At 62.7% G+C, this 21667-nt stretch carries 22 protein-coding genes; 9 read left to right on the forward strand and 13 right to left on the reverse strand.

Annotated elements, in window-relative coordinates; all coding sequences use genetic code 11:
* Window positions 1-95: 95 nt before the first annotated feature.
* The gene (locus tag ACSQ3S_RS24870; RefSeq protein WP_436144087.1) at window positions 96-1013 is read right to left on the reverse strand and encodes a LysR family transcriptional regulator; all 918 of its coding nucleotides are present in this window, start codon (window positions 1011-1013) and stop codon (window positions 96-98) included.
* Window positions 1014-1127: 114 nt separating this feature from the next.
* On the opposite strand from ACSQ3S_RS24870, the gene ACSQ3S_RS24875 reads away from it, so the two are divergent.
* The 3 genes from ACSQ3S_RS24875 to ACSQ3S_RS24885 all read left to right on the forward strand — a co-directional run bounded on the left by ACSQ3S_RS24875 (window position 1128) and on the right by ACSQ3S_RS24885 (window position 3746).
* Window positions 1128-1988 (forward strand): MBL fold metallo-hydrolase, encoded by an 861-nt coding sequence (locus tag ACSQ3S_RS24875; protein ID WP_436144088.1) that lies wholly within the window; start codon window positions 1128-1130, stop codon window positions 1986-1988.
* A gap of 61 nt (window positions 1989-2049) precedes the next feature.
* Window positions 2050-3333 (forward strand): leucine-rich repeat-containing protein kinase family protein, encoded by a 1284-nt coding sequence (locus tag ACSQ3S_RS24880; RefSeq protein WP_436144089.1) that lies wholly within the window; start codon window positions 2050-2052, stop codon window positions 3331-3333.
* A 32-nt stretch (window positions 3334-3365) separates the two neighbouring features.
* Window positions 3366-3746 (forward strand): BlaI/MecI/CopY family transcriptional regulator, encoded by a 381-nt coding sequence (locus tag ACSQ3S_RS24885; RefSeq protein WP_436144090.1) that lies wholly within the window; start codon window positions 3366-3368, stop codon window positions 3744-3746.
* A gap of 34 nt (window positions 3747-3780) precedes the next feature.
* On the opposite strand, the gene ACSQ3S_RS24890 is transcribed toward ACSQ3S_RS24885, so the two are convergent.
* Window positions 3781-4353: a PEP-CTERM sorting domain-containing protein gene (locus ACSQ3S_RS24890; protein ID WP_436144091.1), complete on the reverse strand. Its 573-nt coding sequence runs from the start codon at window positions 4351-4353 to the stop codon at window positions 3781-3783.
* Between the two features lie 154 nt (window positions 4354-4507).
* Between ACSQ3S_RS24890 and ACSQ3S_RS24895 the strand changes: the two genes are divergently transcribed.
* Window positions 4508-4912, forward strand: coding sequence for a hypothetical protein (locus ACSQ3S_RS24895; protein ID WP_436144092.1), 405 nt, complete (start codon window positions 4508-4510; stop codon window positions 4910-4912).
* A gap of 45 nt (window positions 4913-4957) precedes the next feature.
* Here the strand turns inward: ACSQ3S_RS24895 and gltA are convergent, their stop codons facing one another.
* The 7 genes from gltA to ACSQ3S_RS24930 form a co-directional block, all read right to left on the reverse strand.
* Window positions 4958-6259: a citrate synthase gene (gltA, locus tag ACSQ3S_RS24900; RefSeq protein WP_176651982.1), complete on the reverse strand. Its 1302-nt coding sequence runs from the start codon at window positions 6257-6259 to the stop codon at window positions 4958-4960.
* A 60-nt stretch (window positions 6260-6319) separates the two neighbouring features.
* Complete coding sequence (locus ACSQ3S_RS24905) at window positions 6320-6601, reverse strand: succinate dehydrogenase assembly factor 2 (RefSeq protein WP_176651983.1); 282 nt, start codon at window positions 6599-6601, stop codon at window positions 6320-6322.
* 57 nt (window positions 6602-6658) lie between these two features.
* Window positions 6659-7369 carry a succinate dehydrogenase iron-sulfur subunit gene (locus ACSQ3S_RS24910; protein WP_008450684.1) on the reverse strand — a complete coding sequence of 237 codons (711 nt, stop codon included), beginning with the start codon at window positions 7367-7369 and terminating at the stop codon, window positions 6659-6661.
* Between the two features lie 10 nt (window positions 7370-7379).
* Window positions 7380-9158, reverse strand: coding sequence for a succinate dehydrogenase flavoprotein subunit (gene sdhA, locus ACSQ3S_RS24915; RefSeq protein WP_176651984.1), 1779 nt, complete (start codon window positions 9156-9158; stop codon window positions 7380-7382).
* 2 nt (window positions 9159-9160) lie between these two features.
* Window positions 9161-9526: a succinate dehydrogenase, hydrophobic membrane anchor protein gene (sdhD, locus tag ACSQ3S_RS24920; protein ID WP_176651985.1), complete on the reverse strand. Its 366-nt coding sequence runs from the start codon at window positions 9524-9526 to the stop codon at window positions 9161-9163.
* Between the two features lies 1 nt (window position 9527).
* The gene (sdhC, locus tag ACSQ3S_RS24925; protein WP_353402766.1) at window positions 9528-9950 is read right to left on the reverse strand and encodes a succinate dehydrogenase, cytochrome b556 subunit; all 423 of its coding nucleotides are present in this window, start codon (window positions 9948-9950) and stop codon (window positions 9528-9530) included.
* Between the two features lie 244 nt (window positions 9951-10194).
* A complete protein-coding gene (locus ACSQ3S_RS24930; RefSeq protein WP_176651987.1) occupies window positions 10195-11016 on the reverse strand; it encodes a GntR family transcriptional regulator in 822 nt (273 codons plus the stop codon).
* A 247-nt stretch (window positions 11017-11263) separates the two neighbouring features.
* Here ACSQ3S_RS24930 and ACSQ3S_RS24935 point away from each other — a divergent pair, with 247 nt between their 5' ends.
* From ACSQ3S_RS24935 to ACSQ3S_RS24955, 5 genes are all read left to right on the forward strand, one after another.
* Window positions 11264-12256 carry a malate dehydrogenase gene (locus ACSQ3S_RS24935; RefSeq protein WP_176651988.1) on the forward strand — a complete coding sequence of 331 codons (993 nt, stop codon included), beginning with the start codon at window positions 11264-11266 and terminating at the stop codon, window positions 12254-12256.
* Between the two features lie 114 nt (window positions 12257-12370).
* The gene (locus ACSQ3S_RS24940) at window positions 12371-13375 is read left to right on the forward strand and encodes an HpcH/HpaI aldolase/citrate lyase family protein (RefSeq protein ID WP_413448507.1); all 1005 of its coding nucleotides are present in this window, start codon (window positions 12371-12373) and stop codon (window positions 13373-13375) included.
* The gene (locus ACSQ3S_RS24945; protein WP_176651990.1) at window positions 13375-13893 is read left to right on the forward strand and encodes a hypothetical protein; all 519 of its coding nucleotides are present in this window, start codon (window positions 13375-13377) and stop codon (window positions 13891-13893) included. The genes ACSQ3S_RS24940 and ACSQ3S_RS24945 overlap by 1 nt, the downstream gene beginning before the upstream one ends.
* A gap of 97 nt (window positions 13894-13990) precedes the next feature.
* Window positions 13991-16699, forward strand: a complete 2709-nt coding sequence (gene acnA / locus ACSQ3S_RS24950) for an aconitate hydratase AcnA (RefSeq protein WP_176651991.1) — start codon at window positions 13991-13993, stop codon at window positions 16697-16699.
* Window positions 16700-16853: 154 nt separating this feature from the next.
* Window positions 16854-18125, forward strand: coding sequence for a DUF2863 family protein (locus tag ACSQ3S_RS24955; protein ID WP_436144093.1), 1272 nt, complete (start codon window positions 16854-16856; stop codon window positions 18123-18125).
* 34 nt (window positions 18126-18159) lie between these two features.
* Here ACSQ3S_RS24955 and ACSQ3S_RS24960 read toward each other — a convergent pair whose 3' ends face one another.
* The 4 genes from ACSQ3S_RS24960 to ACSQ3S_RS24975 are packed head-to-tail and all read right to left on the reverse strand — an operon-like array spanning window position 18160 to window position 21597.
* Window positions 18160-18444 carry a hypothetical protein gene (locus ACSQ3S_RS24960; protein WP_436144094.1) on the reverse strand — a complete coding sequence of 95 codons (285 nt, stop codon included), beginning with the start codon at window positions 18442-18444 and terminating at the stop codon, window positions 18160-18162.
* A 28-nt stretch (window positions 18445-18472) separates the two neighbouring features.
* Window positions 18473-18937 carry a CYTH domain-containing protein gene (locus tag ACSQ3S_RS24965; protein ID WP_436144095.1) on the reverse strand — a complete coding sequence of 155 codons (465 nt, stop codon included), beginning with the start codon at window positions 18935-18937 and terminating at the stop codon, window positions 18473-18475.
* 2 nt (window positions 18938-18939) lie between these two features.
* Window positions 18940-20067, reverse strand: coding sequence for a M14 family metallopeptidase (locus tag ACSQ3S_RS24970; RefSeq protein WP_436144096.1), 1128 nt, complete (start codon window positions 20065-20067; stop codon window positions 18940-18942).
* Window positions 20068-20100: 33 nt separating this feature from the next.
* The gene (locus tag ACSQ3S_RS24975; protein WP_436144097.1) at window positions 20101-21597 is read right to left on the reverse strand and encodes an acetyl-CoA hydrolase/transferase family protein; all 1497 of its coding nucleotides are present in this window, start codon (window positions 21595-21597) and stop codon (window positions 20101-20103) included.
* Window positions 21598-21667: the final 70 nt, after the last annotated feature.

Raw genomic sequence — 21667 nt, forward strand, 5'->3', positions numbered from 1 at the left:
AACCAATTGTGCGACAAAATCCTGGTAAATCTTTTGCCATTAATTTTCGCTTAAGCCGCATGATTGCTTGGCTCTTGCGTAATGTTTGCATATTTTCAATGGCTTTCCAGCGGCTGCTTCGCCTGCAGGCTGGTATGGGCGAACCAGTCGAGCAGGAAGTCGAGCATGGCGCGCAGCGCCGGCGGCATGTGCTGGCGCGAGGTGTAAATCCCGTAGATGCCCATCTGCTGGGGCGCGTAGCCAGGCAGCAGCGCGACCAGCCGGCCGTCGGCGATCAGCGGCGCTGCGCTGTACAGCGGCTGCAGCGCGATGCCGGCGCCCTCCACCGCCGCCTTCAGCAGGATCAGGTCTTCGTTGGCGGACAGGTTGCCGCTGACCGGCACCGTAACACCCTCCCCGTCCCGGCGCGTGAACTGCCACAGGCTTTTGCCGAAATAGGTGTAGGTCAGGCAGTTGTGCGCGGCCAGGTCTTCGGCCCGCTGCGGCGCCGGGCGCCCGGCCAGGTAGGACGGCGCGGCGCAGACCACCGAGTCGCACACGCCGAGCTGGCGGGCGATCAGGTTCGGCTCCAGCGCATTGGTGATGCGCAGCGCCAGGTCGATGCGCTGCTCGACCAGGTTGACCGCGCGGTTGCTCATCTGCAGGTCGACCGCCGTGCGCGGGTAGCGCTTCAGGAAAGCCGTCACCGCGCTGGCCAATTCGGCCTGCGCCAGCGATTGCGAGCAGGTGATGCGCAGCAGGCCGTGCGGCGTGCCGGCGTCTTCGGCCGCCACCTGCATGGCCCCGGCCAGTTCCAGCATGGCGCGGCAGCGCGCCAGCGTGACGTCGCCGGCGTCGGTCAGGCTCAGGCGACGCGTGCTCCGGTGCAGCAGGCGGGCTCCGGCCCACTCCTCCATCTCGGCCAGGTAGCGCGTGACCATGGCGCGCGACATGTCCAGCGCCTCGGCGGCGGCGATCATGCTGCCACGCTCGGCGATGTTGACGAAAACCTGCGCCGCGATGATGCGATCCATGCGATTGGCCCTATTCGTCCGATTTATGCAATTAACACGTGCAGATTACCGTATTTCTCTATCGAATCAAGCAATTTAAGATGGCGTCACTCCAACCTCTTGTGAAAGACCATCATGATCAAGCAAACCTTAGTGTCCGCCGCCCTCGCCGCTTCCGCCGCCGCCCACGCCGCGCCATTGCAGCTGGAAGTCTTCAATCCGGGCGAAGCCGCCATCTTCCCGGTGGCCTCGGTGATCGTCAGCGGCGCCAAGGACGCGGTGCTGATCGACGCCCAGTTCTCGCGCGGCGAAGCGCTCAAGCTGGTCGAGCGCATCCGCTCCGGCGGCAAGCGCCTGACCACCGTGTACGTCAGCCACAGCGATCCCGATTTCTATTTCGGCCTGGACGTGATCCATGCCGCCTTCCCCGAGGCGAAAATCGTCGCCACGCCGCAAACCATCGCCGGCATCGAGAAAAAGAAGGACGCCAAGGTCGCCTTCTGGGGGCCCATCCTGAAAGACAACGCGCCGCAGAGCATCATCGTGCCGCAGCCGCTGGCCGGCGACACCATCCAGCTGGAAGGCCAGGCGCTGAAGATCGAAGGCCTGAAAGGCGCGACGCCGGATCGCAGCTACGTGTGGATCCCGTCGATCAAGACGGTCGCCGGCGGCGTGGCGGTGTTCAACCAGTTGCACGTGTGGACCGCCGATACGCAGACGCCGGAATCGCGCCGCCAGTGGCTGGCGACGCTGAAGGGCATCGCGGCGCTGAAGCCGGCCACGGTGGTGCCGGGCCACTTCGCGCCGGGCGCCGCGCTGACGCCGGACAGCATCGCCTTCACCAGCAACTACCTGGTGAGCTTTGAAGCCGAGACGGCGAAAGCGGCCGATTCCGCCGCGCTGATCGCCCGCATGAAGCAGCTGTATCCCAACGCCGGCCTGAGCGCCGCGCTGGACACCAGCGCCAAAGTGGCCAAAGGCGAAATGAAGTGGTAATCAAGGCGGCAAGGGAGTGATACACTGCGGCGGTTATTATTGACTGACCACCCTCCTTTACATGCACACCCTTGAGCAGTTGCGCGCAGGCGCCCTGAAAGGCGTCCGGCGCCTGCAACTGGCCTGCGGCCTGACCGAATTCCCGCGCGAGATATTCGAGCTGGCCGACACCCTGGAAATCCTCGACCTGTCCGGCAACGCGCTGTCGTCGCTGCCGGACGACCTGCCCCGGCTGCACAAGCTGCGCATCATCTTCTGCTCGGACAACCGCTTCGCCGAGCTGCCCGCGGTGCTGGGCGCCTGCGCGGCGCTGACCATGGTCGGCTTCAAGGCCAACCGCATCCGTACGGTGCCGGCCGCCTCGCTGCCGCCGCAACTGCGCTGGCTGGTGTTGACCGGGAACGAGATCGAACAACTGCCGGCCGAGCTGGGCCGCCGGCCCATGCTGCAAAAGCTGATGCTGGCCGGGAACCGCCTGCGCGCGCTGCCTGCGGAGATGGCGCAGCTGCACCGGCTGGAACTGCTGCGCATCGCCGCCAACCAGCTGACCGAATTGCCCGCGTGGCTGCCCGCGCTGCCGCGCCTGACCTGGCTGGCCTATGCCGGCAATCCCTTCTGCGCAGAACGCGAGCTGGCGATGGAAAGCGCGCCGGCCGCCGGCATCGCATGGGATGCACTGCGGCTGGAGCAGAAGCTGGGCGAAGGCGCCTCCGGCGTGATCCACCGCGCCGCGTACGGCGGCGAGCACGTGGCCGTCAAGCTGTTCAAGGGCGCGATGACCAGCGACGGCTCGCCGCTGTGCGAAATGGCGGCCTGCATCAGCGCCGGCGCCCATCCCAACCTGATCCCGGTGCTGGGCCAGGTCGAGCATCACCCGGACGGCGCGCACGGCTTGGTGATGTCGCTGATCGATCCCGAATTCCGCAACCTGGCCGGCCCGCCCAGCCTGGACAGCTGTACCCGCGACATGTACGAAGACGGCAAGCGCTTCGGCGTGGACGCGATGCTGGCCATCGCCGGCGGCATCGCCTCCGCCGCCGCCCAGCTGCACCGGCGCGGCATCATGCACGGCGACCTGTACGGCCACAACATCCTGCATTGCGAGCAGGGCCGCACCTTGCTGGGGGATTTCGGCGCCGCCTCTTTCTACGACCCAGCCGGGCCGGCCGCCGCGCAGCTGCAGCGGCTGGAAGTGCGCGCCTTCGGCTTCCTGCTGGAAGAACTGATGGCGCGCTACGATGGCGCCCCACCCTTCCTGGCGCCGCTGCAAGCGGCCTGCGTCCACGCCGACAGCGCGGCACGCCCGCTGTTCGCCGACATCGCACTTCTGCTGACGAAGGGCTAGACAATTCGTTCTAGATATTTTATTCTACATCCATGAGCACTGTTACCCCACCCAAACCGACCGCCTCCGAACTGGAGATGCTGCGCCTGCTGTTCGCGCTGGGCCCGGCGACGGCCAAGCAGGTGCATGCCGCCGCGCTGGAAACGCGGCCGGAGATGAACTACGCCACGGTATTGCGCCTGCTGCAGGTGATGCACACCAAGGGCCTGCTGACCCGCGACGAAAGCCAGCGCGCCCACATCTATGCACCAGCGCAGGAGCAGGACTCACTGCAAACCAATTTGCTGAAGGAATTGATACAAAAGGCCTTCTCCGGCTCCGGCAAGGCGCTGGTGCTGGCCGCCCTGCGCGGCGGCCACGTCAGCAAGAAAGAACGCGAAGAAATCCAGGCGCTGCTCGACCAGGAAAAATAAACCAACCAGCCAAGACGTGGAGAATCGCTACAACTTATCCGCCCGTCTTGCGCGATTTTTGGCGCGCGCCCAGTCCGCCCAACAGAGACAGCCCTGCCAGCAACAAAGCCCACTCCATCGGCTCCGGCACCGGTGCGGCGATTTTAAACTGCGCCGTAGCGCTGCTGTCCCATTGAGAAGTTCCCCAAACATAGTACTCAGTGGTAGACGAATAGTAGAAATCTACCCATTCGTGGGTATCGGTCCGCCAGCGAAGCCAAAAGTCATCCGTGTAATGATTAAGCGCATCCACACCGTTTAGCTTGCCGCCAACGATCGTCGTTGGCCACTGCGCAACATCCGCCGGGGTATCGGTTATAAAACCAACTTCTTGCAGCGTGTACGAATGGCCGTTTATCGTCAGATCGATTGCCGAAAGGTGATCAATAGGGGCATAAAGAGAACTGGCCTCGAAACTAATGCTTCCAGTAACTGATTGAACAGGCGAAACCGGACTGAACCCACTGATGGAAAAAGTGGTAACGAAGGGTGAAGCCAATGCAGAGCCGAAGGCCCCCAAGCACATCCCAGCCAAAAGAACGTGTTTCAACAAGTTAAATTTCACCATCTCCTCCAATTCATGTATTAATCAAAATTAAATTATATTTCAATAACAAAGGAATTGGCGCCCATTTCGATGAAATCATTTAAATGATCGATCGATGGACCGGATATCACCAGGCCAATACAATGGCACACTCCTTTCAACCCATGCCTTCCTTATGAACAGCCGCGCCAACGTTTGGCCTGAAAAGCCGCACCCAGTCATCGCCGTCATGCTGGCGATTGCAATCTGCGCCGCCCCCATCCTGCTGCCGCATGCGCGCGTGGGGGACTTGATGGCCAACCTGTTTGCGTACCTGGGCTGCTGCATCGTCGCCTACCCGTTTGCCGCGCTGCTGCGCCGGCGCGTCACCACGCTGCCCGGCATCTGGGTGGCGGCCGTGCTGCTCCTGCTGGCGGCATGCTTCTACCACACCAACATCATCATTGAATCGGCCGACCTGCCATGGCCGCAGCGGCGCGACGTCACGCTGGAGAAATTCCTGTTCAACCTGCCGCAGGTGACCATCGGCGTCATCGTCTGGTGGCTGCTGGTGCTGCGACCGGATCAACGGCGGAAATAAAAAAACGGGCCGAAGCCCGTTTTTTTTGCTGCGTGAAACCGCGGATTAACGCTTGTCCAGCGGCGGCACGTCGCGGGTGGTCGCGCCGACGAACAGCTGGCGTGGACGGCCGATCTTCTGTTCCGGATCGGCGATCATTTCGTTCCACTGGGCGATCCAGCCGATGGTGCGGGCCATGGCGAAGATACCGGTGAACAGCGACACTGGAATGCCCAGCGCCGATTGCACGATGCCCGAGTAGAAGTCGACGTTCGGGTACAGCTTGCGCGAGACGAAGTATTCGTCGTTCAGCGCGATCTTTTCCAGTTCCATCGCCAGCTTGAACAGCGGGTCGTCCTGCAGGCCCAGCTCTTCCAGCACTTCGTAGCAGGTTTCGCGCATCAGTTTGGCGCGCGGGTCGAAGTTCTTGTACACGCGGTGACCGAAGCCCATCAGCTTGACGCCGGAGTTCTTGTCTTTCACTTGCGCGATGAAGGCAGGAATGTTCTCGACGGTGCCGATTTCCTTCAGCATGTTCAGCGCCGCTTCGTTGGCGCCGCCGTGGGCAGGGCCCCACAGGCAGGCGATGCCGGCAGCGATACAGGCGAACGGGTTGGCGCCCGACGAACCGGCCAGACGCACGGTCGAGGTCGAAGCGTTCTGCTCGTGGTCCGCGTGCAGGATCAGGATGCGGTCCAGCGCGCGCACCAGCACGTCGTTGACCTTGTATTCTTCGCACGGATTGCCGAACATCATGCGCATGAAGTTGGCGCTGTACGACAGGTCGTTGCGCGGATACATGAACGGCTGGCCCATCGAGTACTTGTACGCCATCGCCACCAGGGTCGGCATCTTGGCGATCAGGCGGATGGCCGAGATCTCGCGCTGCTTGGCGTCGTTGATGTCGAGCGAATCGTGGTAGAACGACGCCAGCGCGCCGACGGTGCCGACCAGCACCGACATCGGGTGCGCGTCGCGGCGGAAGCCGCGGAAGAAGAATTGCATCTGCTCGTGGACCATGGTGTGCTTGGTCACTGTTTCAACGAACTTCTCTTTTTCAACCTTGTTCGGCAGTTCGCCGTTCAGCAGCAGGTAGCACGACTCCATGAAGTCGGCGTTCACGGCCAGCTGCTCGATCGGGTAGCCGCGGTACAGCAGCTCGCCCTTGTCGCCGTCGATGTAGGTGATCGACGAGTTGCAGGCGGCGGTCGACATGAAGCCCGGATCGTAGGTGAACTTGCCGGTGCCGGCGTACAGCTTGCGGATGTCGATCACGTCGGGACCAACGGTACCTTTGTAGATCGGGAATTCGACCGATGGGCTGCCATCGGAGAACGACAGGGTGGCTTTGTTATCAGAGGTGTTCATGGACTCTTCCTTCTTGGAGAGATGCGACAAATAAAAAAAACTAAAATTCTGGGTGTGTCTTTATGCAAGCCGCAGTCGCTGCAACAGTGCGTGCACATGCGGCAGATCGACCTCGCCTTCCGGCTCTTTACGGGCCAGTACCAGATCCATCAGGGCATTGTCCGACAAATCGAGGAGCCGCGTGAACGCGTCCACTTCTTCGTCGGTCAATTCGGTTTCATGCGCATCGAGAAAACGGGTCAGGATGATGTCGTTTTCCAGCAGACCCCGGCGCGAGCGCCAGCGCAGGCGCGCTCTGTTGGCTGGGTCGGACTGATGCGCAGAGTTGTTCTGTTCAGTCATATGGCTGTGCCACTTTATACTAAAACGGGCGGCGGAGCCGCCGCCCGAGGAATGGCCTTAAATTGCGCGGCGTACCATCAATTCCTTGATCTTGCCGATGGCCTTGTTCGGGTTCAAACCCTTGGGGCAAACGTCGACGCAGTTCATGATCGAGTGGCAGCGGAACAGGCGGTACGGATCTTCCAGGTTGTCCAGGCGCGCGCCGGTCGCTTCGTCGCGCGAGTCGGCGATGAAGCGGTAGGCTTGCAGCAGGCCGGCAGGACCGACGAACTTGTCCGGATTCCACCAGAACGACGGGCACGACGTCGAGCAGCAGGCGCACAGGATGCACTCGTACAGGCCGTCGAGCTCTTCGCGCTCGGTCGGGGTTTGCAGGCGTTCTTTTTCAGGACGGATCGAATCGTTGATCAGGTAAGGCTTGATCGAATCGTACTGCTTGAAGAACTGGGTCATGTCGACGATCAGGTCGCGGATCACCGGCAGGCCTGGCAGCGGACGCAGCACGATAGGCTCGGTCAGCTCGTTCAGGTTGGTGGTGCAGGCCAGGCCGTTCTTGCCGTTGATGTTCATCGCGTCCGAACCGCACACGCCTTCGCGGCACGAGCGGCGCAGGGCCAGCGAATCGTCGACGTCGGACTTGATGCGCTGCAGCGCGTCGAGCAGCATCTTGTCGGTGTCTTTCAGCTCGACCGTCACGTCCTGCATGTACGGCTTGGCGTCCTGGTCCGGGTCGTAACGGTAAATTTTCAGTTTGAGAGTGCGTGCCATGTTCTAGCCCTTAGAAAGTACGTGGTTTCGGTTTGAAGGTATCAACCGTCAATGGCTTGGTAACGACCGCTTTGTATTCCAGTCGGTTGCCTTCCGAATACCACAGGGTGTGCTTCATCCAGTTGTCGTCGTCGCGGTGCGGGAAATCGTTGTGGGCGTGGGCGCCGCGCGATTCCTTGCGGGCCACGGCCGACGTGATCGTCGCTTTCGCGGTTTCGATCAGGTTGTCCAGCTCCAGCGCTTCGACGCGCGCGGTGTTGAACACCTTGGACTTGTCCTTGAACGACACATGCTTGCGGCGCTCGTCGAGCACCATGATTTCCTTGGCGCCCTGGGCCATCATCTCCTCGGTACGGAACACGCCGCAGTACTTCTGCATCGTGGCGCGGATGTCGTTGGCGACGCCCTGCACTTTTTCCGAGCCGGTCGAGGTTTCCAGCTTGTTCAGGCGGTCCATGGCGAAATCGGACGCGTCCTTCGGCAGCGGCTTGTTTTCCTTCTGCTTCAGGTTGGACGCGACCACGTGGTTGCCGGCCGCGCGGCCGAACACCACCAGGTCCAGCAGCGAGTTGGTGCCCAGGCGGTTGGCGCCGTGCACCGACACGCAGGCGCATTCGCCGATCGCGTACAGGCCGTTGACGACCTTCTGCGTGCCGTCGCCGTTAGGGGTGACGACCTGGCCGTGGATGTTGGTCGGAATGCCGCCCATCTGGTAGTGGATGGTCGGCACGACAGGGATAGGTTCCTTGGTGGCGTCGACGTTGGCGAACTTGTGGCCGATTTCCAGGATCGACGGCAGGCGCTTCTGGATGGTGTCGGCGCCGATGTGGCGCAGGTCCAGCATCACGTGGTCCTTGTTCGGGCCGCAGCCGCGGCCTTCCTTGATTTCCTGGTCCATCGAGCGCGACACGAAGTCGCGCGGCGCCAGATCCTTCAGGGTCGGCGCATAGCGCTCCATGAAGCGCTCGCCTTCGGAGTTGATCAGGATACCGCCCTCGCCGCGCACACCCTCGGTGATGAGGACGCCGGCGCCGGCCACGCCGGTCGGGTGGAACTGCCAGAACTCCATGTCCTGCAGCGGCAGGCCGGCGCGTGCCGCCATGCCCATGCCATCGCCGGTGTTGATGAAGGCGTTGGTGGAAGCTGCGAAGATGCGGCCTGCGCCGCCGGTGGCGAAGATGGTGGTCTTCGCTTCCAGGATCATCGTTTCGCCGGTTTCCATTTCCAGTGCCACCACGCCGACCACGTCGCCTTCGGCGTCGCGGATGATGTCGAGCGCCATCCACTCGACGAAGAAGTGGGTGCGGGCGCGGACGTTGCGCTGGTACAGCGTGTGCAGCAGCGCGTGGCCGGTACGGTCGGCCGCGGCGCAGGCGCGCTGCACGGCTTTCTCGCCGAAGTTGGCGGTGTGGCCGCCGAACGGACGCTGGTAGATGGTGCCGTCGGGATTGCGGTCGAACGGCATGCCGAAGTGTTCCAGCTCGTAGACGACCTTCGGTGCTTCGCGGCACATGAATTCGATCGCGTCCTGGTCGCCCAGGTAGTCGCCGCCCTTGACGGTGTCGAACATGTGCCAGAACCAGTTGTCTTCAGCCATATTGCCCAGCGACGCGCCGATGCCGCCCTGCGCCGCCACGGTGTGCGAGCGGGTCGGGAACACTTTCGACAGCACCGCCACGTTCAGACCGGCTTCAGCCAGCTGCAGGGATGCGCGCATGCCGGAGCCGCCGGCGCCGACGATTACCGCGTCAAAGCGGCGGGTAGGAATTCCAGTTTTAATAGCTGCCACGATTACACACTCCAGAGTATCTGTACCGACCAAACGGCACAAGCGATCAACCACAGCATGGTGGCGATTTGCAGGGTCAGGCGAACGCCGACGGCTTTAACGTAGTCCATCCAGATGTCGCGCATGCCGACCCAGGCGTGGTAGAACAGGCCGAACAGGGTGACTGCGGAGATCAGCTTGAACCACTGCTGCGCGAACAGGCCAGCCCAGCCTTCATAGGTGAAGTTCTGGCCGGTGAGGAAGGAAATCAGCAGGATGGCGGTGTACAGCACCATCATGACGGCGGTGACGCGCTGCGCCAGCCAGTCTTTCAGGCCGTAGTGGGCACCGACCACGCGGCGCTTGGGGCCAATATTGTTATTTGCCATCTCAGAATACTCCAAACAGTTTGAGGGCGACGACCAGGGTCAAAGCCAGGCTGACGACCAGCACGCTGGCGGCCGATTTACGCGCCGAATCCTTGTCCAGGCCGTAGTGCAGGTCCATGAACAGGTGGCGTACGCCGGCGCAGAAGTGCTGCATATAACCCCAGACCAGGGCCAGGATGATCAGCTTGACCAGCGGGGTCGACACGATCCCCTGGTAGTAGGCGAAGGAGATCTCGGAGCGCAGGCTCTGCTCCAGCAAATAGAGCACGAAAGGCAGCAGCGCAAACATCAGGAAGCCGCTGATGCGGTGCAGGATGGATACGATACCGGCCAATGGCAAGCGGTAGTTGGACAATTCGGTAACGTGGATGTTACGGAACTCCGGCCGTTCTTTTTTAGGGACTTCCCTTACGGCTTCTGACATAACAAGACCTCCTCAGGCTAAACAAAAATTTGGTAAGACTGCGATTTTCGCCGATTTCCGCACTCATAACCAATATCTATTGTTACATATAACTAAAATAGTGTTTGACAACACTAGCTGGCGGCTACTTCCTGTAGCTCGACGTATTATCAGCGCAACAATGCTACCGGCGTGTGACGGCGCCCTGCCCTGCGCTCCTGAAGCGGCTTTTTAGCGCCCCAGGGTCTCCTTCAATTCAACCCGCTCAGTTCAACTCATTGTGATAGTGATGGCGCTCGGTGGAATACAGGCCGCGGCGCAGCTCCACCGGTTTGTCGCCATAAGTAAACGACACCCGCTCGGACGCCAGCAGCGGCGTGTTGGCGGGCAGGTGCAGCAGCGCGGCGTCTTCGGCCGCCGCGCAGACGGCGCGGATCTTTTCCGTCGCCCGTATCATGCGGGTGCCGAACTCGGATTCGAACAGGCCGTACATCGGCCCCTTGTATTCAACCAGCCGCTCGGCGGTCAAGCCCTTGAACGTCATGCCCGGCAGCCACAGCTCCTCGACGATGGTCGGCATGCCGTCGAACGACTGCACCCGCTTGATGAAGATGACGGCGTCGCCGGATTTCAGGTCGAGCAGGCGCGCCACGTCGGCGGGCGCGCGCATGCGCTTGACTTCGATGAATTTGCTTTCGGGGTAGTGCGGCACGCCCTCGTCGGGCATCAGCTTGAGGAAGCGGAAGTGGGCGCGCTCCTCGTGGTGGGTGGACACGAACGTGCCCTTGCCCTGCCGGCGCATGACCAGGTTCTCGGCCGCCAGCTCGTCGATGGCCTTGCGCACCGTGCCCTGGCTGACCTTGAAGCGGTTGGCCAGTTCGACTTCGCTGGGGATCAGCTCACCCGGTTTCCACTCGCCCGACTGCAGGCTGCGCGTGATCAGCGCCTTGATTTGCTGGTACAGTGGGGAGAAGGTCGGCGACGCGCCGGAAGGCGTAACGGAGGAAGGCGCCGCAGGCGATCCGGCAGCTCCGCCCGTGTTGACGGCGGCGGGATTGCTGTTCGAATTAGGCGGGGCTGGATTCATAGGCCAAGATTTCACCACAAAAGCCCCCTGCCGTCCAGCAAAAACACGCAATAACTTATCTGTCTTATATAAGACATAAGATAGGATTGACAGATACCCGCCACGCGCCTACACTCCCCGGCGAGGCGCTTTACCATACCGCTTTGACGGAGATATAAGCGCTCGATTTGCAGTATGATTACGGTTTCCCCGGACCGGCACCGGTCCAGCTTAGAGAACGTTTTAATTCCCACTTTGGAGATTCATCATGGCTAAAACCCCAATGCGTGTTGCTGTCACCGGCGCCGCCGGTCAAATCGGTTACGCTCTGCTGTTCCGCATCGCCAACGGCGACATGCTCGGCAAAGACCAACCAGTTATCCTGCAACTGCTGGAAATCGCTGACGAAAAAGCACAAAAAGCGCTGAAAGGCGTCATGATGGAAATCGACGACTGCGCGTTCCCGCTGCTGACCGAGATGACCGCCCACTCCGACCCGATGACCGCGTTCAAGGATGTCGACGTCGCCGTGCTGGTTGGCGCCCGTCCGCGCGGCCCGGGCATGGAGCGCAAAGACTTGCTGGAAGCCAATGCCCAGATCTTCACCGTGCAAGGCAAGGCGCTCGACGCCGTCGCTTCGCGCAACGTCAAAGTGCTGGTGGTCGGCAACCCGGCCAACACCAACGCCTACATCGCCATGAAATCGGCGCCTTCGCTGCCGGCCAAGAACTTCACCGCCATGCTGCGCCTGGACCACAACCGCGCGCTGTCGCAAGTGGCCGCCAAGACCGGCACCGCCGTCAAGGACATCGAAAAGCTGACCGTCTGGGGCAACCACTCGCCGACCATGTACGCCGACTACCGTTTCGCCACCGTCAACGGCAAGGCTGTCAAGGAACTGATCAACGACCAGGAATGGAACGCCAACGTGTTCCTGCCGACCGTCGGCAAGCGCGGCGCGGCCATCATCGAAGCGCGCGGCCTGTCGTCGGCGGCGTCGGCGGCCAACGCGGCCATCGACCACGTGCATGACTGGATGCTGGGCACCAACGGCAAGTGGACCACCATGGGCGTTCCTTCGGACGGTTCGTACGGCATCCCGGAAGGCACCATGTTCGGCTTCCCTGTCACCACCGAAAACGGCGAATACAAAATCGTCCAGGGCCTGGAAATCGACGCGTTCTCGCAAGAGCGCATCAACCTGACGCTGAAGGAACTGACCGAAGAGCGCGAAGGCGTCAAGCACCTGCTGCCTGCATAAGTTCCGATCCAACCGCACGTGGAACCGGTTAAACCACCGATCCGCCGCACCCGCCGCGCTGCCGAGAGCAGCGCGGCGTCCGTTACCGCTCCCTCGCCTACTCCAGATTCCCGCATGCACCCATCCGAGGTTTTATTCCAGGGCAATCGCCAGCCGCTGCTGCTGCCGGCTTGCGACCACTACGCCGGCTCCGAAAAGCTGATGCGCAAATCGATCGCCCTGCAACAAGAACTTGGCCCCCTGTTCGACATCACCCTCGATTGCGAAGACGGCGCCAGCGCCGGCAACGAGGAGGCGCACGCGCGCCTGGTGGCCGAACTGCTGTTGTCCGACGACAATAAATTCAACCGCATCGGCGCCCGCGTGCACGATGTCGACAGCCCCTTTTTCCTGCAGGACGTCGAGATCATCTGCGCCGCCGCCAAGCGCCTGGCCTACATCGTGCTGCCGAAGGTGCACAGCGCCAAGGAAGTCGCCGCCGCCATCAAGTTGATCAACACCCATGCCGCCAAGGCCGGCCGCAAGGACCTGCCGGTGCACGTGCTGATCGAAACCCACAGCGCGCTGCGCGAGGCCTACGACATCGCCGCCCTGCCGCAGGTGCAGTGCCTGTCGTTCGGCATCATGGACTTCGTCTCGTCGCACTACGGCGCCATTCCCGGCAGCGCGATGCGCACGCCGGGCCAGTTCACGCACCCGCTGGTGGTGCGCGCCAAGCTGGAAGTGGCCGCCGCCTGCCACGCGCACGGCAAGGTGCCGTCGCATAACGTGACCACCGAAATCAAGGACACGGCGGTTGCCGCCAACGATGCCCAGCGCGCCGCCGCCGAATTCGGCTACACGCGCATGTGGAGCATCCATCCGAACCAGATCAAACCTATTATCAAGACCTTCACGCCGCGCCTGTCCGAGGTCAGCGAGGCGGCCGCCATCCTGCTTGAAGCAGAGGCGGTCCAATGGGGGCCAATATCCCAAAACGGGCGCTTGCACGACCGCGCAAGCTACAGATACTATTGGACCGTTTTACAGCGCGCCAGACTGGCCGGGCTGAGCTTGCCCGAATCGGCCGTCGCGCTGCTCAACGGAAGCCCTACCGACCCCATACAGGAAGCACACTGATGTCTATCTCCAAATTATTCCTGGCCTGCAGCTTCGCGCTCGGCTCCCTGACCCTGGCCGCCGGCGCCCACGCCGACACTCCCGCGCCAGCCAACGCATCGGCCAAGAAAGCCGTCAAGAAGGCCAGCAAGCCCAAAGCCGCCGCCAAGCCGGTCGAAGCGAAGGCGCCGGACGAGGAGGCCGACGAGCCGGCCATCGGCGACGCGTCCGTCATCGAATTCGACTGCGAACTGGGCAACAAGATCACCATCTACAGCAACGCCAGCGACGAGGCCCATATCGCGCTGCGCTGGAAGAAGCGCCTGCACCGCCTGACCCGCGTGGGCACCACCACCGGCGCCAACCGCTTCGAGAACAAGTTGTACGGCCTGATCTGGATCGGCATTCCCGCCAAGAGCATGCTGCTCGACTCCAAGCAGAACCGCCAGCTGGCCAACGAATGCCGCAACGCCGAACAGCTCAAGCCGGTCACCACCAGCGCCGCGGAACCGACCAGCACCAAGATCAGCATCCAGTAACAGCAATCAGTTCCAGCTCCAAAACGGGCGCGCCGGCACGGGCGCCAGCAACACGGTTTAACATCAACAATAGACGATACCCACTGAAGGAGAGGTCATGTCCCGCAACACTCTGAACACGCTTAAGGATTTCAACATTTCGGGCAAGAAGGGTAAGTTCTACTCCCTGCCCGCACTGGAAAAGAGCCTGGGCGCCAAAATCTCCCGCCTGCCGGTATCGATCCGCGTTGTGCTGGAATCCGTCCTGCGTAACTGCGACGGCAAGAAAGTCACCGAAGAACACGTCAAGCAACTGGCCAACTGGGGCGCGACCGCCGAGCGCACCGACGAGATTCCTTTCGTCGTGGCCCGCGTCGTGCTGCAGGACTTCACCGGCGTGCCGCTGCTGGCCGATCTGGCCGCGATGCGCAACGTCGCGTACAAAATGGGCATCAACGCCAAGAAAATCGAACCGCTGGTGCCGGTGGACCTGGTGGTCGACCACTCGGTCACCATCGACCACTTCCGCGAAAAGAACGCGCTGGACCTGAACATGAAGCTGGAATTCTCGCGCAACAACGAGCGCTACCAGTTCATGAAATGGGGCATGCAAGCCTTCGACACCTTCGGCGTAGTCCCTCCAGGCTTCGGCATCGTCCACCAGGTCAACCTGGAATACCTGGCGCGCGGCGTGCACAAGACCGCTGAAGGCGTGTACTACCCGGACACCCTGGTCGGCACCGACTCGCACACCACCATGATCAACGGCATCGGCGTGGTCGGCTGGGGCGTGGGCGGCATCGAGGCGGAAGCCGGCATGCTGGGCCAGCCGGTCTACTTCCTGACCCCGGACGTGATCGGCGTCAACCTGACCGGCATCCTGCGCGAAGGCTGCACCGCGACCGACCTGGTGCTGACCATCACCGAACTGCTGCGCAAGGAAAAAGTCGTCGGCAAGTTCGTCGAGTTCTTCGGCGAAGGCACCGAGACGCTGTCGCTGACCGACCGCGCCACCATCGCCAACATGGCGCCTGAATACGGCGCGACCATGGGCTTCTTCCCGGTCGACGACGCCACCGTCGAATACTTCGAAGGCACCGGCCGCACCAAGGACGAAATCGCCGCCTTCGCCGCCTACTTCAAGGCGCAGGGCCTGTACGGCGTGCCGAAGGCCGGCGACATCGACTACACCCGCGTGGTGGAACTGAACCTGACCAGTGTTACTCCTTCGCTGGCCGGTCCGAAGCGTCCACAGGACCGTATCGAAATCGGCAACGTGAAGAACAACTTCACCGAACTGTTCTCGAAACCGACCACCGAAAACGGCTTCAACAAAAAGCCTGAACAGCTGAACCAGACCTACACCACCACCAACGGCGTGAACGTGAAAAACGGCGACGTGCTGATCGCCGCGATCACCTCGTGCACCAACACCTCGAACCCGAGCGTGCTGCTGGCCGCCGGCCTGCTGGCGAAGAAAGCCGTCGAAGCCGGCCTGACCGTCGCGCCGCACATCAAGACCTCGCTGGCCCCCGGCTCGCGCGTGGTGACCGAGTACCTGACCGCCGCCGGCCTGCTGCCATACCTGGAGCAACTGGGCTTCGGCGTCACCGCCTACGGCTGCACCACCTGCATCGGCAACGCCGGCGACCTGACCCCGGAACTGAACGCCGCCATCTCGACCAACGACATCGTCGCCTCGGCCGTGCTGTCCGGTAACCGCAATTTCGAAGCGCGTATTCACCCGAACATCCGCTCGAACTTCCTGGCATCGCCACCGCTGGTCGTGGCCTACGCCATCGCCGGCAACATGACCGTCGACCTGATGACCCAACCGGTCGGCAAGGGCAAGAACGGCAAGGACGTGTACCTGGGCGACATCTGGCCGACCTCGAAAGAGATCGCCAAGCTGATGAAGTTCGCGATGAACTCGAAAGTGTTCAAGTCGAACTACGCCGACGTCAAGGGCAACCCTGGCAAGCTGTGGGAACACGTGTCGTCGACCGAAGGCAACGTCTACAACTGGCCAGCATCGACCTACATCGCCGAGCCGCCGTTCTTCGACGGCTTCGAGATGACCCCGAAAGCGGCCGCCACCGGCATCACCGGCGCGCGCGCGCTGGGCGTGTTCGGCGATTCGATCACCACCGACCACATCTCCCCTGCCGGCTCGATCAAGGAAGACGGCCCGGCGGGCAAATGGCTGCTGGCCAACGGCGTGCTGAAGGCCGACTTCAACTCCTACGGCTCGCGCCGCGGCAACCACGAGATCATGATGCGCGGCACCTTCGCCAACGTGCGCATCAAGAACAAGATGATCCCTGCCAAGGCGGACGGTTCGGCGGTTGAAGGCGGCATCACCATTCACCAGCCAAGCGGCGAACAGCTGTCGATCTACGACGCGGCGATGAAGTACGTTGCCGAAGGCACGCCGACCATGGTGTTCGGCGGCGAAGAGTACGGCACCGGCTCGTCGCGCGACTGGGCGGCCAAGGGCACCCAGCTGCTGGGCGTGAAGGCCGTGATCGTGCGTTCGTTCGAGCGCATCCACCGCTCGAACCTGGTCGGCATGGGCGTGCTGCCGCTGCAATTCATCGGCAACGACAGCGTCGAATCGCTGGGCATCACCGGCAAGGAAGTCTACGACCTGAAGGGTCTGGAAGGCGAGATCAAGCCGCAGCAACTGGCTACCCTGGTCATCCATCGCGAAGGCAAGCCGGCACAGGAAGTCAAAGTGCTGCTGCGTATCGACACCCCGATCGAAGTCGACTACTACAAGCATGGCGGCATCCTGCCGTTCGTGCTGCGTCAGCTGCTGGCCGCATAATCAGCTAGCTGTCCCGTAGAGAACGCCCTGTGCGCCGAGGCCACAGGGCGTTTTTTTATGCACGTTTGCCGAATCAACTACAATACGAGTCATAAGGGTTATCATCTGCATGACTGATCCGTTTTTTTCACTTTTATGAGACTCTTATTGCGCTATGCGTCGTCCATCTAAAGATTCATCCCATAAATTGTCTGCCGAGAGCCAGCGCCTCGTCACCTACGCCCAGGCTGTCGGGCAGGCGGCCAGCCGTATCGAAGAGCGGGCCTGGGAGCACAGCCTCGATGCGCAGCTTCAGAAACTCCTCAAGACCGGCCACCAGGACACCATCGACGCCACCCTCAACGTGCTGTTCAAGGAAGACCTGAACGCCTACGACGTGTTGATGGATGGCGTGGAAGCGGCCAGCGAATCGAGCAGCGTGACCATGGACACCGCCGACGGCGTGCCCAAGCAGTACGACGTGCTGCTGGTGGCCGCGCCCATCCTGGCGTGGACGCGCTTCGCGATCGCCTCCGGTCCGATCCCGGCGGACATCCTGCAAACCCTGTCGGCGCATTTCTCCGCCCACCTGCTGGCCGACGGCACGCAGATGGCGATGTCGCCGACGCTGTTCTCGATCGACCAGCTGCCGCGCAGCCATGTCGAGGCCTACGGCAAGGTGCACAAGCTAGCGCAGGCCGCGCTCAAGGGCACCGTGCTGAAGGCCGACACCAAGGTGCCGGAAACGGCGCCGTTCCTGGCCGACACCCGCTACCTGCTGGTGGCCGTGGTGGCGCCGGCCGGCGCGCCGCTGTTCCGCTGGCAGATGCCCGCCAACCAGGCGCAGTTCGCCAACGAGCGCGCCACCGCGCTGGAGCAATGGCGCGCCCAGGTCACGCCGACCATCAACCGCCTGCTGCCCGGCTGCGGCGTCGAGCTGCTGCTGCCGGAGGCGTACTACATGGCCTGCCGCGAGGCGGACAAGCTGATACGCCCGGTGTCGATCCGCGCCGCCGTGCACTACCTGACGCACACGCTGGCCATCGAGCCGTCCGAACTGCGCGCGGTGATCGCCGGCTTCGGCGAGGAAAGCGCCGACGGCCAGATCGACGAATACCGCGTGGCCTTCACGCAGCGTTCGACGCCGGACGTGATCTACGGCGTGGTGTGGCCGCTGTACGGCCAGGAGGACGAGGAAGGCACGCCGCCGGAAGGTCCGCTGCAAGGCGGTCCGGGCGGTGTGGTGCAGAAGCCGGTCACGCCGGTGGAGGAAATCGTCGCCCACCTGAACGAGGCCGGCGTCACGCAGATCAAGAAGCATGGCGAACGCTATGTGGCCGAGTTCTGCGACGACTGCGGCGCGCCGCTGTTTGCCGATCCGGTCGGCGAACTGGCCCACGCGGAAATGCCCGAGGATACGCCGACCGGCACCGAGCACTTCCACTAAGCAAAACGCCCCCGAGTTCAATCCGGGGGCGTTTTTATTTCTGCGCCTGCGGCGCTGGCGGCTGCAGGCAGATGACGATCGGCTGAGGCGGCTGCGCCGCGGCCTGCGTGGCGGCAGGCTTCAGAATTTGGCCCAGTGTTACGCCCAGGCCACCGAAACCGATAAACAGTCCGATCAGGCTGGCAACCATCCATTTGTGCGTGTCGGCCGACATCCTGTGCATTTCAGTACGCAACGCCTCAATGTCCGCCTTCGTCGCCAACGTCGGCAGGATGGCATTGTAGTGCGCTTCAAGCGCGGCAAATCGCTCGCTGTCCATCCTTCCAGCTTAGGCCAAAACCGGCTTCCTACCAGGCCGAAAACGGATGCTTCATCAAACTGGAGTTGAGGTAGCGCAGGTCGTCGGTGACTTCCTCGCCTATCCAGTCCGGCTTGTCGAACGCCTGGTCTTCCGAGCTCAGTTCGATCTCGGCCACCACCAGCCCGGCATTGGCGCCGAGGAACTCGTCGACTTCCCACACGTTGCCGGCGAACTCGATGCGCCGGCGGTACTTTTCGATCAGCGGCTGCTCGCACAAGCGGTCCAGCAGCTCGGCCGCATCGTCCATCGGTATCGGATATTCCCACTCGCCGCGCGTGGCGCCGACGTTGCGGCCCTTGATCGTCATCACCGCGCGGTCGCCCTCGATGCGCACGCGCACCACGCGGTCCTTGTGCGACGACAGGTAACCCTGGCGAAAGAACACCGGCTCGCCCAGATTCATCCACGCATCGCCGCGCAGCAGGAACTTGCGCTCGATCTCGACGCCCACGATCAGTAGTCGTCCAGCGACAGCAGGATGGGCTGCAGGATGGACGCGCCCAGCGCCGCGCTGCGGGCGCCGTTCCAGCCCACGTGCGGATCCGGCAGGTCGGCGTTGTCCTTGAACGGCATCTCCAGGGTCAGCGCCAGGCAGCCGAAGTGATGGCCGACGTACTTGGACGCCAAGGTCAGCATGTCTTCCTTGTACTTGCTGGCCGCGTAGCCGACCTTGTCCTGGAAGTCCGGCGTCGCGTTCTTGTAGCGGTCAATGAAGGCCTGCTGCTTGGCGCGGCGCTCCTCGCTGAAATTCTCCAGCATCTCGTTACCGGCCACGAAGTTGTAAGACAGCGCCTCGTCGCCGTGGATGTCGAAGAACATGTCGATGCCGGTTTCGTGCATCTTCTGCTTCACATACAGCACTTCCGGGCTGCGCTCGACGGTCGGCGTCATCCACTCGCGATTCAGGTTGGCGCCGGTGGCGTTGGTGCGCAGGTTGCCGCGCACCGAACCGTCCGGATTCATGTTCGGCACGATGTAGAACACGCAGCGCTGCAGCAGCTTGCGGGCGATCGGATTGGCGTCGTCCAGCAGCGAATCGATCAGGCCTTCGATGAACCACTCGGCCATCGACTCGCCCGGATGCTGGCGCGCGATGAACCAGATTTTCTTTTCCGATTCCGGCTTGCCGACGACCACCATGTTCATGTCGCGGCCGTCGACGGTGTTGCCCAGGTCGAGCACGCGGGCCAGCGGATGCTCGGCCACTTCGCCCAGCAGGCGCAGATGGCGTTCGAACGAATAAGGCTCGAAGTAGGCATAGTAGACGCTGTCGGTATCGGGCGTGTGGCGGATCGTCATGACCTGGCCGTCGAAGGAGGTCGGCACGCGGAACCAGTTTTCGGTGTCGTAGCTGGCCACGGCCTGGTAGTCCTCGTAGCCCTTGGCGTAGGTGGCCTGGCCGGCGTTCAGGAAGCGCATCGTCACCTGCTGGCCGCGCGCGCCCTGCAGGCGGAAGTGGAACCACTGGTGGATGTCGGCGTGCGAGTCCTTGCGCAGATTCAGTTCGATCTCCGCCGCGCTGTCCGCGCGCAGCACCTCGATGGCGCCGGAGTCGAAGTTTTGGCTGATTTTGATGGTCATGTTGATCCAATATTAAGTGTATGGCTATGACCCCTATTTTACCAGCAGCATGCTCCCTTCGCGCTTGTAGCGGGCATGCCAGGACAGCGCCTTTTCCAGCACGTGCGGCGTCTGGCCGCCACCCGCCAAGGCCTCTTCCAGGTAGGCCCGCAACTGCGGGCGATAGTCCGGGTGGGCGCAGTGCTCGATGATCAGCGGCGCGCGCTCACGCGGCGCCAGGCCGCGCAGGTCGGCCAGCCCCCATTCGGTCACCAGCACATCGACATCGTGTTCGGTATGGTCGACGTGGGCGGCAAACGGCACCACGCTGGAAATGGCGCCATCCTTGGCCACCGACTTGCTGACGAATATCGACAGCTGGCCGTTGCGGGCAAAGTCGCCCGAGCCGCCGATGCCGTTCATCATGTGCGTGCCGCCCACGTGGGTGGAGTTGACGTTGCCGTAGATGTCGAACTCCAGCGCCGTGTTCAGCGCGATGAGACCGAGCCGGCGCACCACCTCGGGATGGTTGCTGATCTCCTGCGGCCGCAGCACGATGCGGTCGCGGTACTGTTCGATATTGCGGATGAATTTCTCGTGCATCGGTGCCGACAGCGTGATCGACGACGCGGACGCCATCGAGAGCTGCCCGGAATCGAGCAGTTCGATCGCGCTGTCCTGCAGTACTTCCGAATACATGGTCATGTCGCGGAACGGAGAATCGATCAGGCCGTGCAGCACCGCGTTGGCGATGGTGCCGATGCCGGCCTGCAGCGGGCGCAGTTCGGGCCCCATGCGCCCTGCCTTCACCTCGCCCTCCAGCAAGGCGACCACGTGGCGGGCGATGGCGTCGGTCTCCGCATCCGGCGGCAGCGCGCTGGAGGGGCTGTCCGGACTGTCGGTGATGACGATGGCGGCGATGCGGTCCGGATGCACCGGGATCGAGGTCCAGCCGATGCGCTGCCAGGGGTCGAGCAGCGGAATCGCGCTGCGACGCGGCCGCGCGCCCGGCAAATAGATGTCGTGGAAGCCTTCCAGCGACAGCGGCGAACTCAGATTGATCTCGACGATCACCTGCCTGGCCTGCTGCACGAAACTGGCCGAGTTCCCGACCGACATGGTGGGAATGATGCCGCCGTCCGGCGTGATCGCCACCGCCTCGACGACGGCTATATCGACCGCCCGCAAGTCGCCCGAGCGCAGCTGCTCGGCCGTCTCGGACAGGTGCTGGTCGATGAACATCACCTCGCCGGCATTGATCTTGCGGCGCAGCGCGGCGTCGGCCTGGAACGGCATGCGGCGCGCGACCACGCCCGCGTTGGCCATCAGGCCGTCGCTGTCGTTGCCCAGCGACGCCCCGGTCAGCAAGGTCAGGTTCAGCGGCGTCCGGCGCGCCCGCTCGACCAGCGCGAGCGGCAGCGCCTTGGCGTCGCCGGCGCGGGTGAAGCCGCTCATGCCGACGGTCATGCCGTCCCTGAACAGCTGTGCGGCCTGCGCCGCGCTCATTATTTTATCCATCAACGCCGGGCGGCGGATGCGGTCTTCATGCATGGTGTTCTCCTCGTTCTTTGATTCAGTATAGAATCCGGATATCAGTCGTTGCATGACTTAAATTCCGATA

Origin of the sequence: Duganella sp. LjRoot269 (genome assembly GCF_964254095.1) — a bacterium.
GTDB lineage: Bacteria > Pseudomonadota > Gammaproteobacteria > Burkholderiales > Burkholderiaceae_D > Rugamonas > Rugamonas hordei.

Bases quoted from the DNA above. Each gene is read 5' to 3' on its own strand.
- ACSQ3S_RS24910 (WP_008450684.1), bottom strand. From the start codon at position 7,369: ATGGCACGCACTCTCAAACTGAAAATTTACCGTTACGACCCGGACCAG.
- ACSQ3S_RS24945 (WP_176651990.1), top strand. From the start codon at position 13,375: ATGTCTATCTCCAAATTATTCCTGGCCTGCAGCTTCGCGCTCGGCTCC.
- ACSQ3S_RS24895 (WP_436144092.1), top strand. From the start codon at position 4,508: ATGAACAGCCGCGCCAACGTTTGGCCTGAAAAGCCGCACCCAGTCATC.
- ACSQ3S_RS24960 (WP_436144094.1), bottom strand. From the start codon at position 18,444: ATGGACAGCGAGCGATTTGCCGCGCTTGAAGCGCACTACAATGCCATC.
- ACSQ3S_RS24885 (WP_436144090.1), top strand. From the start codon at position 3,366: ATGAGCACTGTTACCCCACCCAAACCGACCGCCTCCGAACTGGAGATG.
- gltA (WP_176651982.1), bottom strand. From the start codon at position 6,259: ATGAACACCTCTGATAACAAAGCCACCCTGTCGTTCTCCGATGGCAGC.
- ACSQ3S_RS24905 (WP_176651983.1), bottom strand. From the start codon at position 6,601: ATGACTGAACAGAACAACTCTGCGCATCAGTCCGACCCAGCCAACAGA.
- ACSQ3S_RS24875 (WP_436144088.1), top strand. From the start codon at position 1,128: ATGATCAAGCAAACCTTAGTGTCCGCCGCCCTCGCCGCTTCCGCCGCC.
- ACSQ3S_RS24940 (WP_413448507.1), top strand. From the start codon at position 12,371: ATGCACCCATCCGAGGTTTTATTCCAGGGCAATCGCCAGCCGCTGCTG.
- ACSQ3S_RS24880 (WP_436144089.1), top strand. From the start codon at position 2,050: ATGCACACCCTTGAGCAGTTGCGCGCAGGCGCCCTGAAAGGCGTCCGG.
- ACSQ3S_RS24890 (WP_436144091.1), bottom strand. From the start codon at position 4,353: ATGGTGAAATTTAACTTGTTGAAACACGTTCTTTTGGCTGGGATGTGC.
- ACSQ3S_RS24955 (WP_436144093.1), top strand. From the start codon at position 16,854: ATGCGTCGTCCATCTAAAGATTCATCCCATAAATTGTCTGCCGAGAGC.
- sdhD (WP_176651985.1), bottom strand. From the start codon at position 9,526: ATGGCAAATAACAATATTGGCCCCAAGCGCCGCGTGGTCGGTGCCCAC.
- ACSQ3S_RS24975 (WP_436144097.1), bottom strand. From the start codon at position 21,597: ATGCATGAAGACCGCATCCGCCGCCCGGCGTTGATGGATAAAATAATG.
- sdhC (WP_353402766.1), bottom strand. From the start codon at position 9,950: ATGTCAGAAGCCGTAAGGGAAGTCCCTAAAAAAGAACGGCCGGAGTTC.
- ACSQ3S_RS24935 (WP_176651988.1), top strand. From the start codon at position 11,264: ATGGCTAAAACCCCAATGCGTGTTGCTGTCACCGGCGCCGCCGGTCAA.
- ACSQ3S_RS24970 (WP_436144096.1), bottom strand. From the start codon at position 20,067: ATGACCATCAAAATCAGCCAAAACTTCGACTCCGGCGCCATCGAGGTG.
- ACSQ3S_RS24930 (WP_176651987.1), bottom strand. From the start codon at position 11,016: ATGAATCCAGCCCCGCCTAATTCGAACAGCAATCCCGCCGCCGTCAAC.
- acnA (WP_176651991.1), top strand. From the start codon at position 13,991: ATGTCCCGCAACACTCTGAACACGCTTAAGGATTTCAACATTTCGGGC.
- ACSQ3S_RS24870 (WP_436144087.1), bottom strand. From the start codon at position 1,013: ATGGATCGCATCATCGCGGCGCAGGTTTTCGTCAACATCGCCGAGCGT.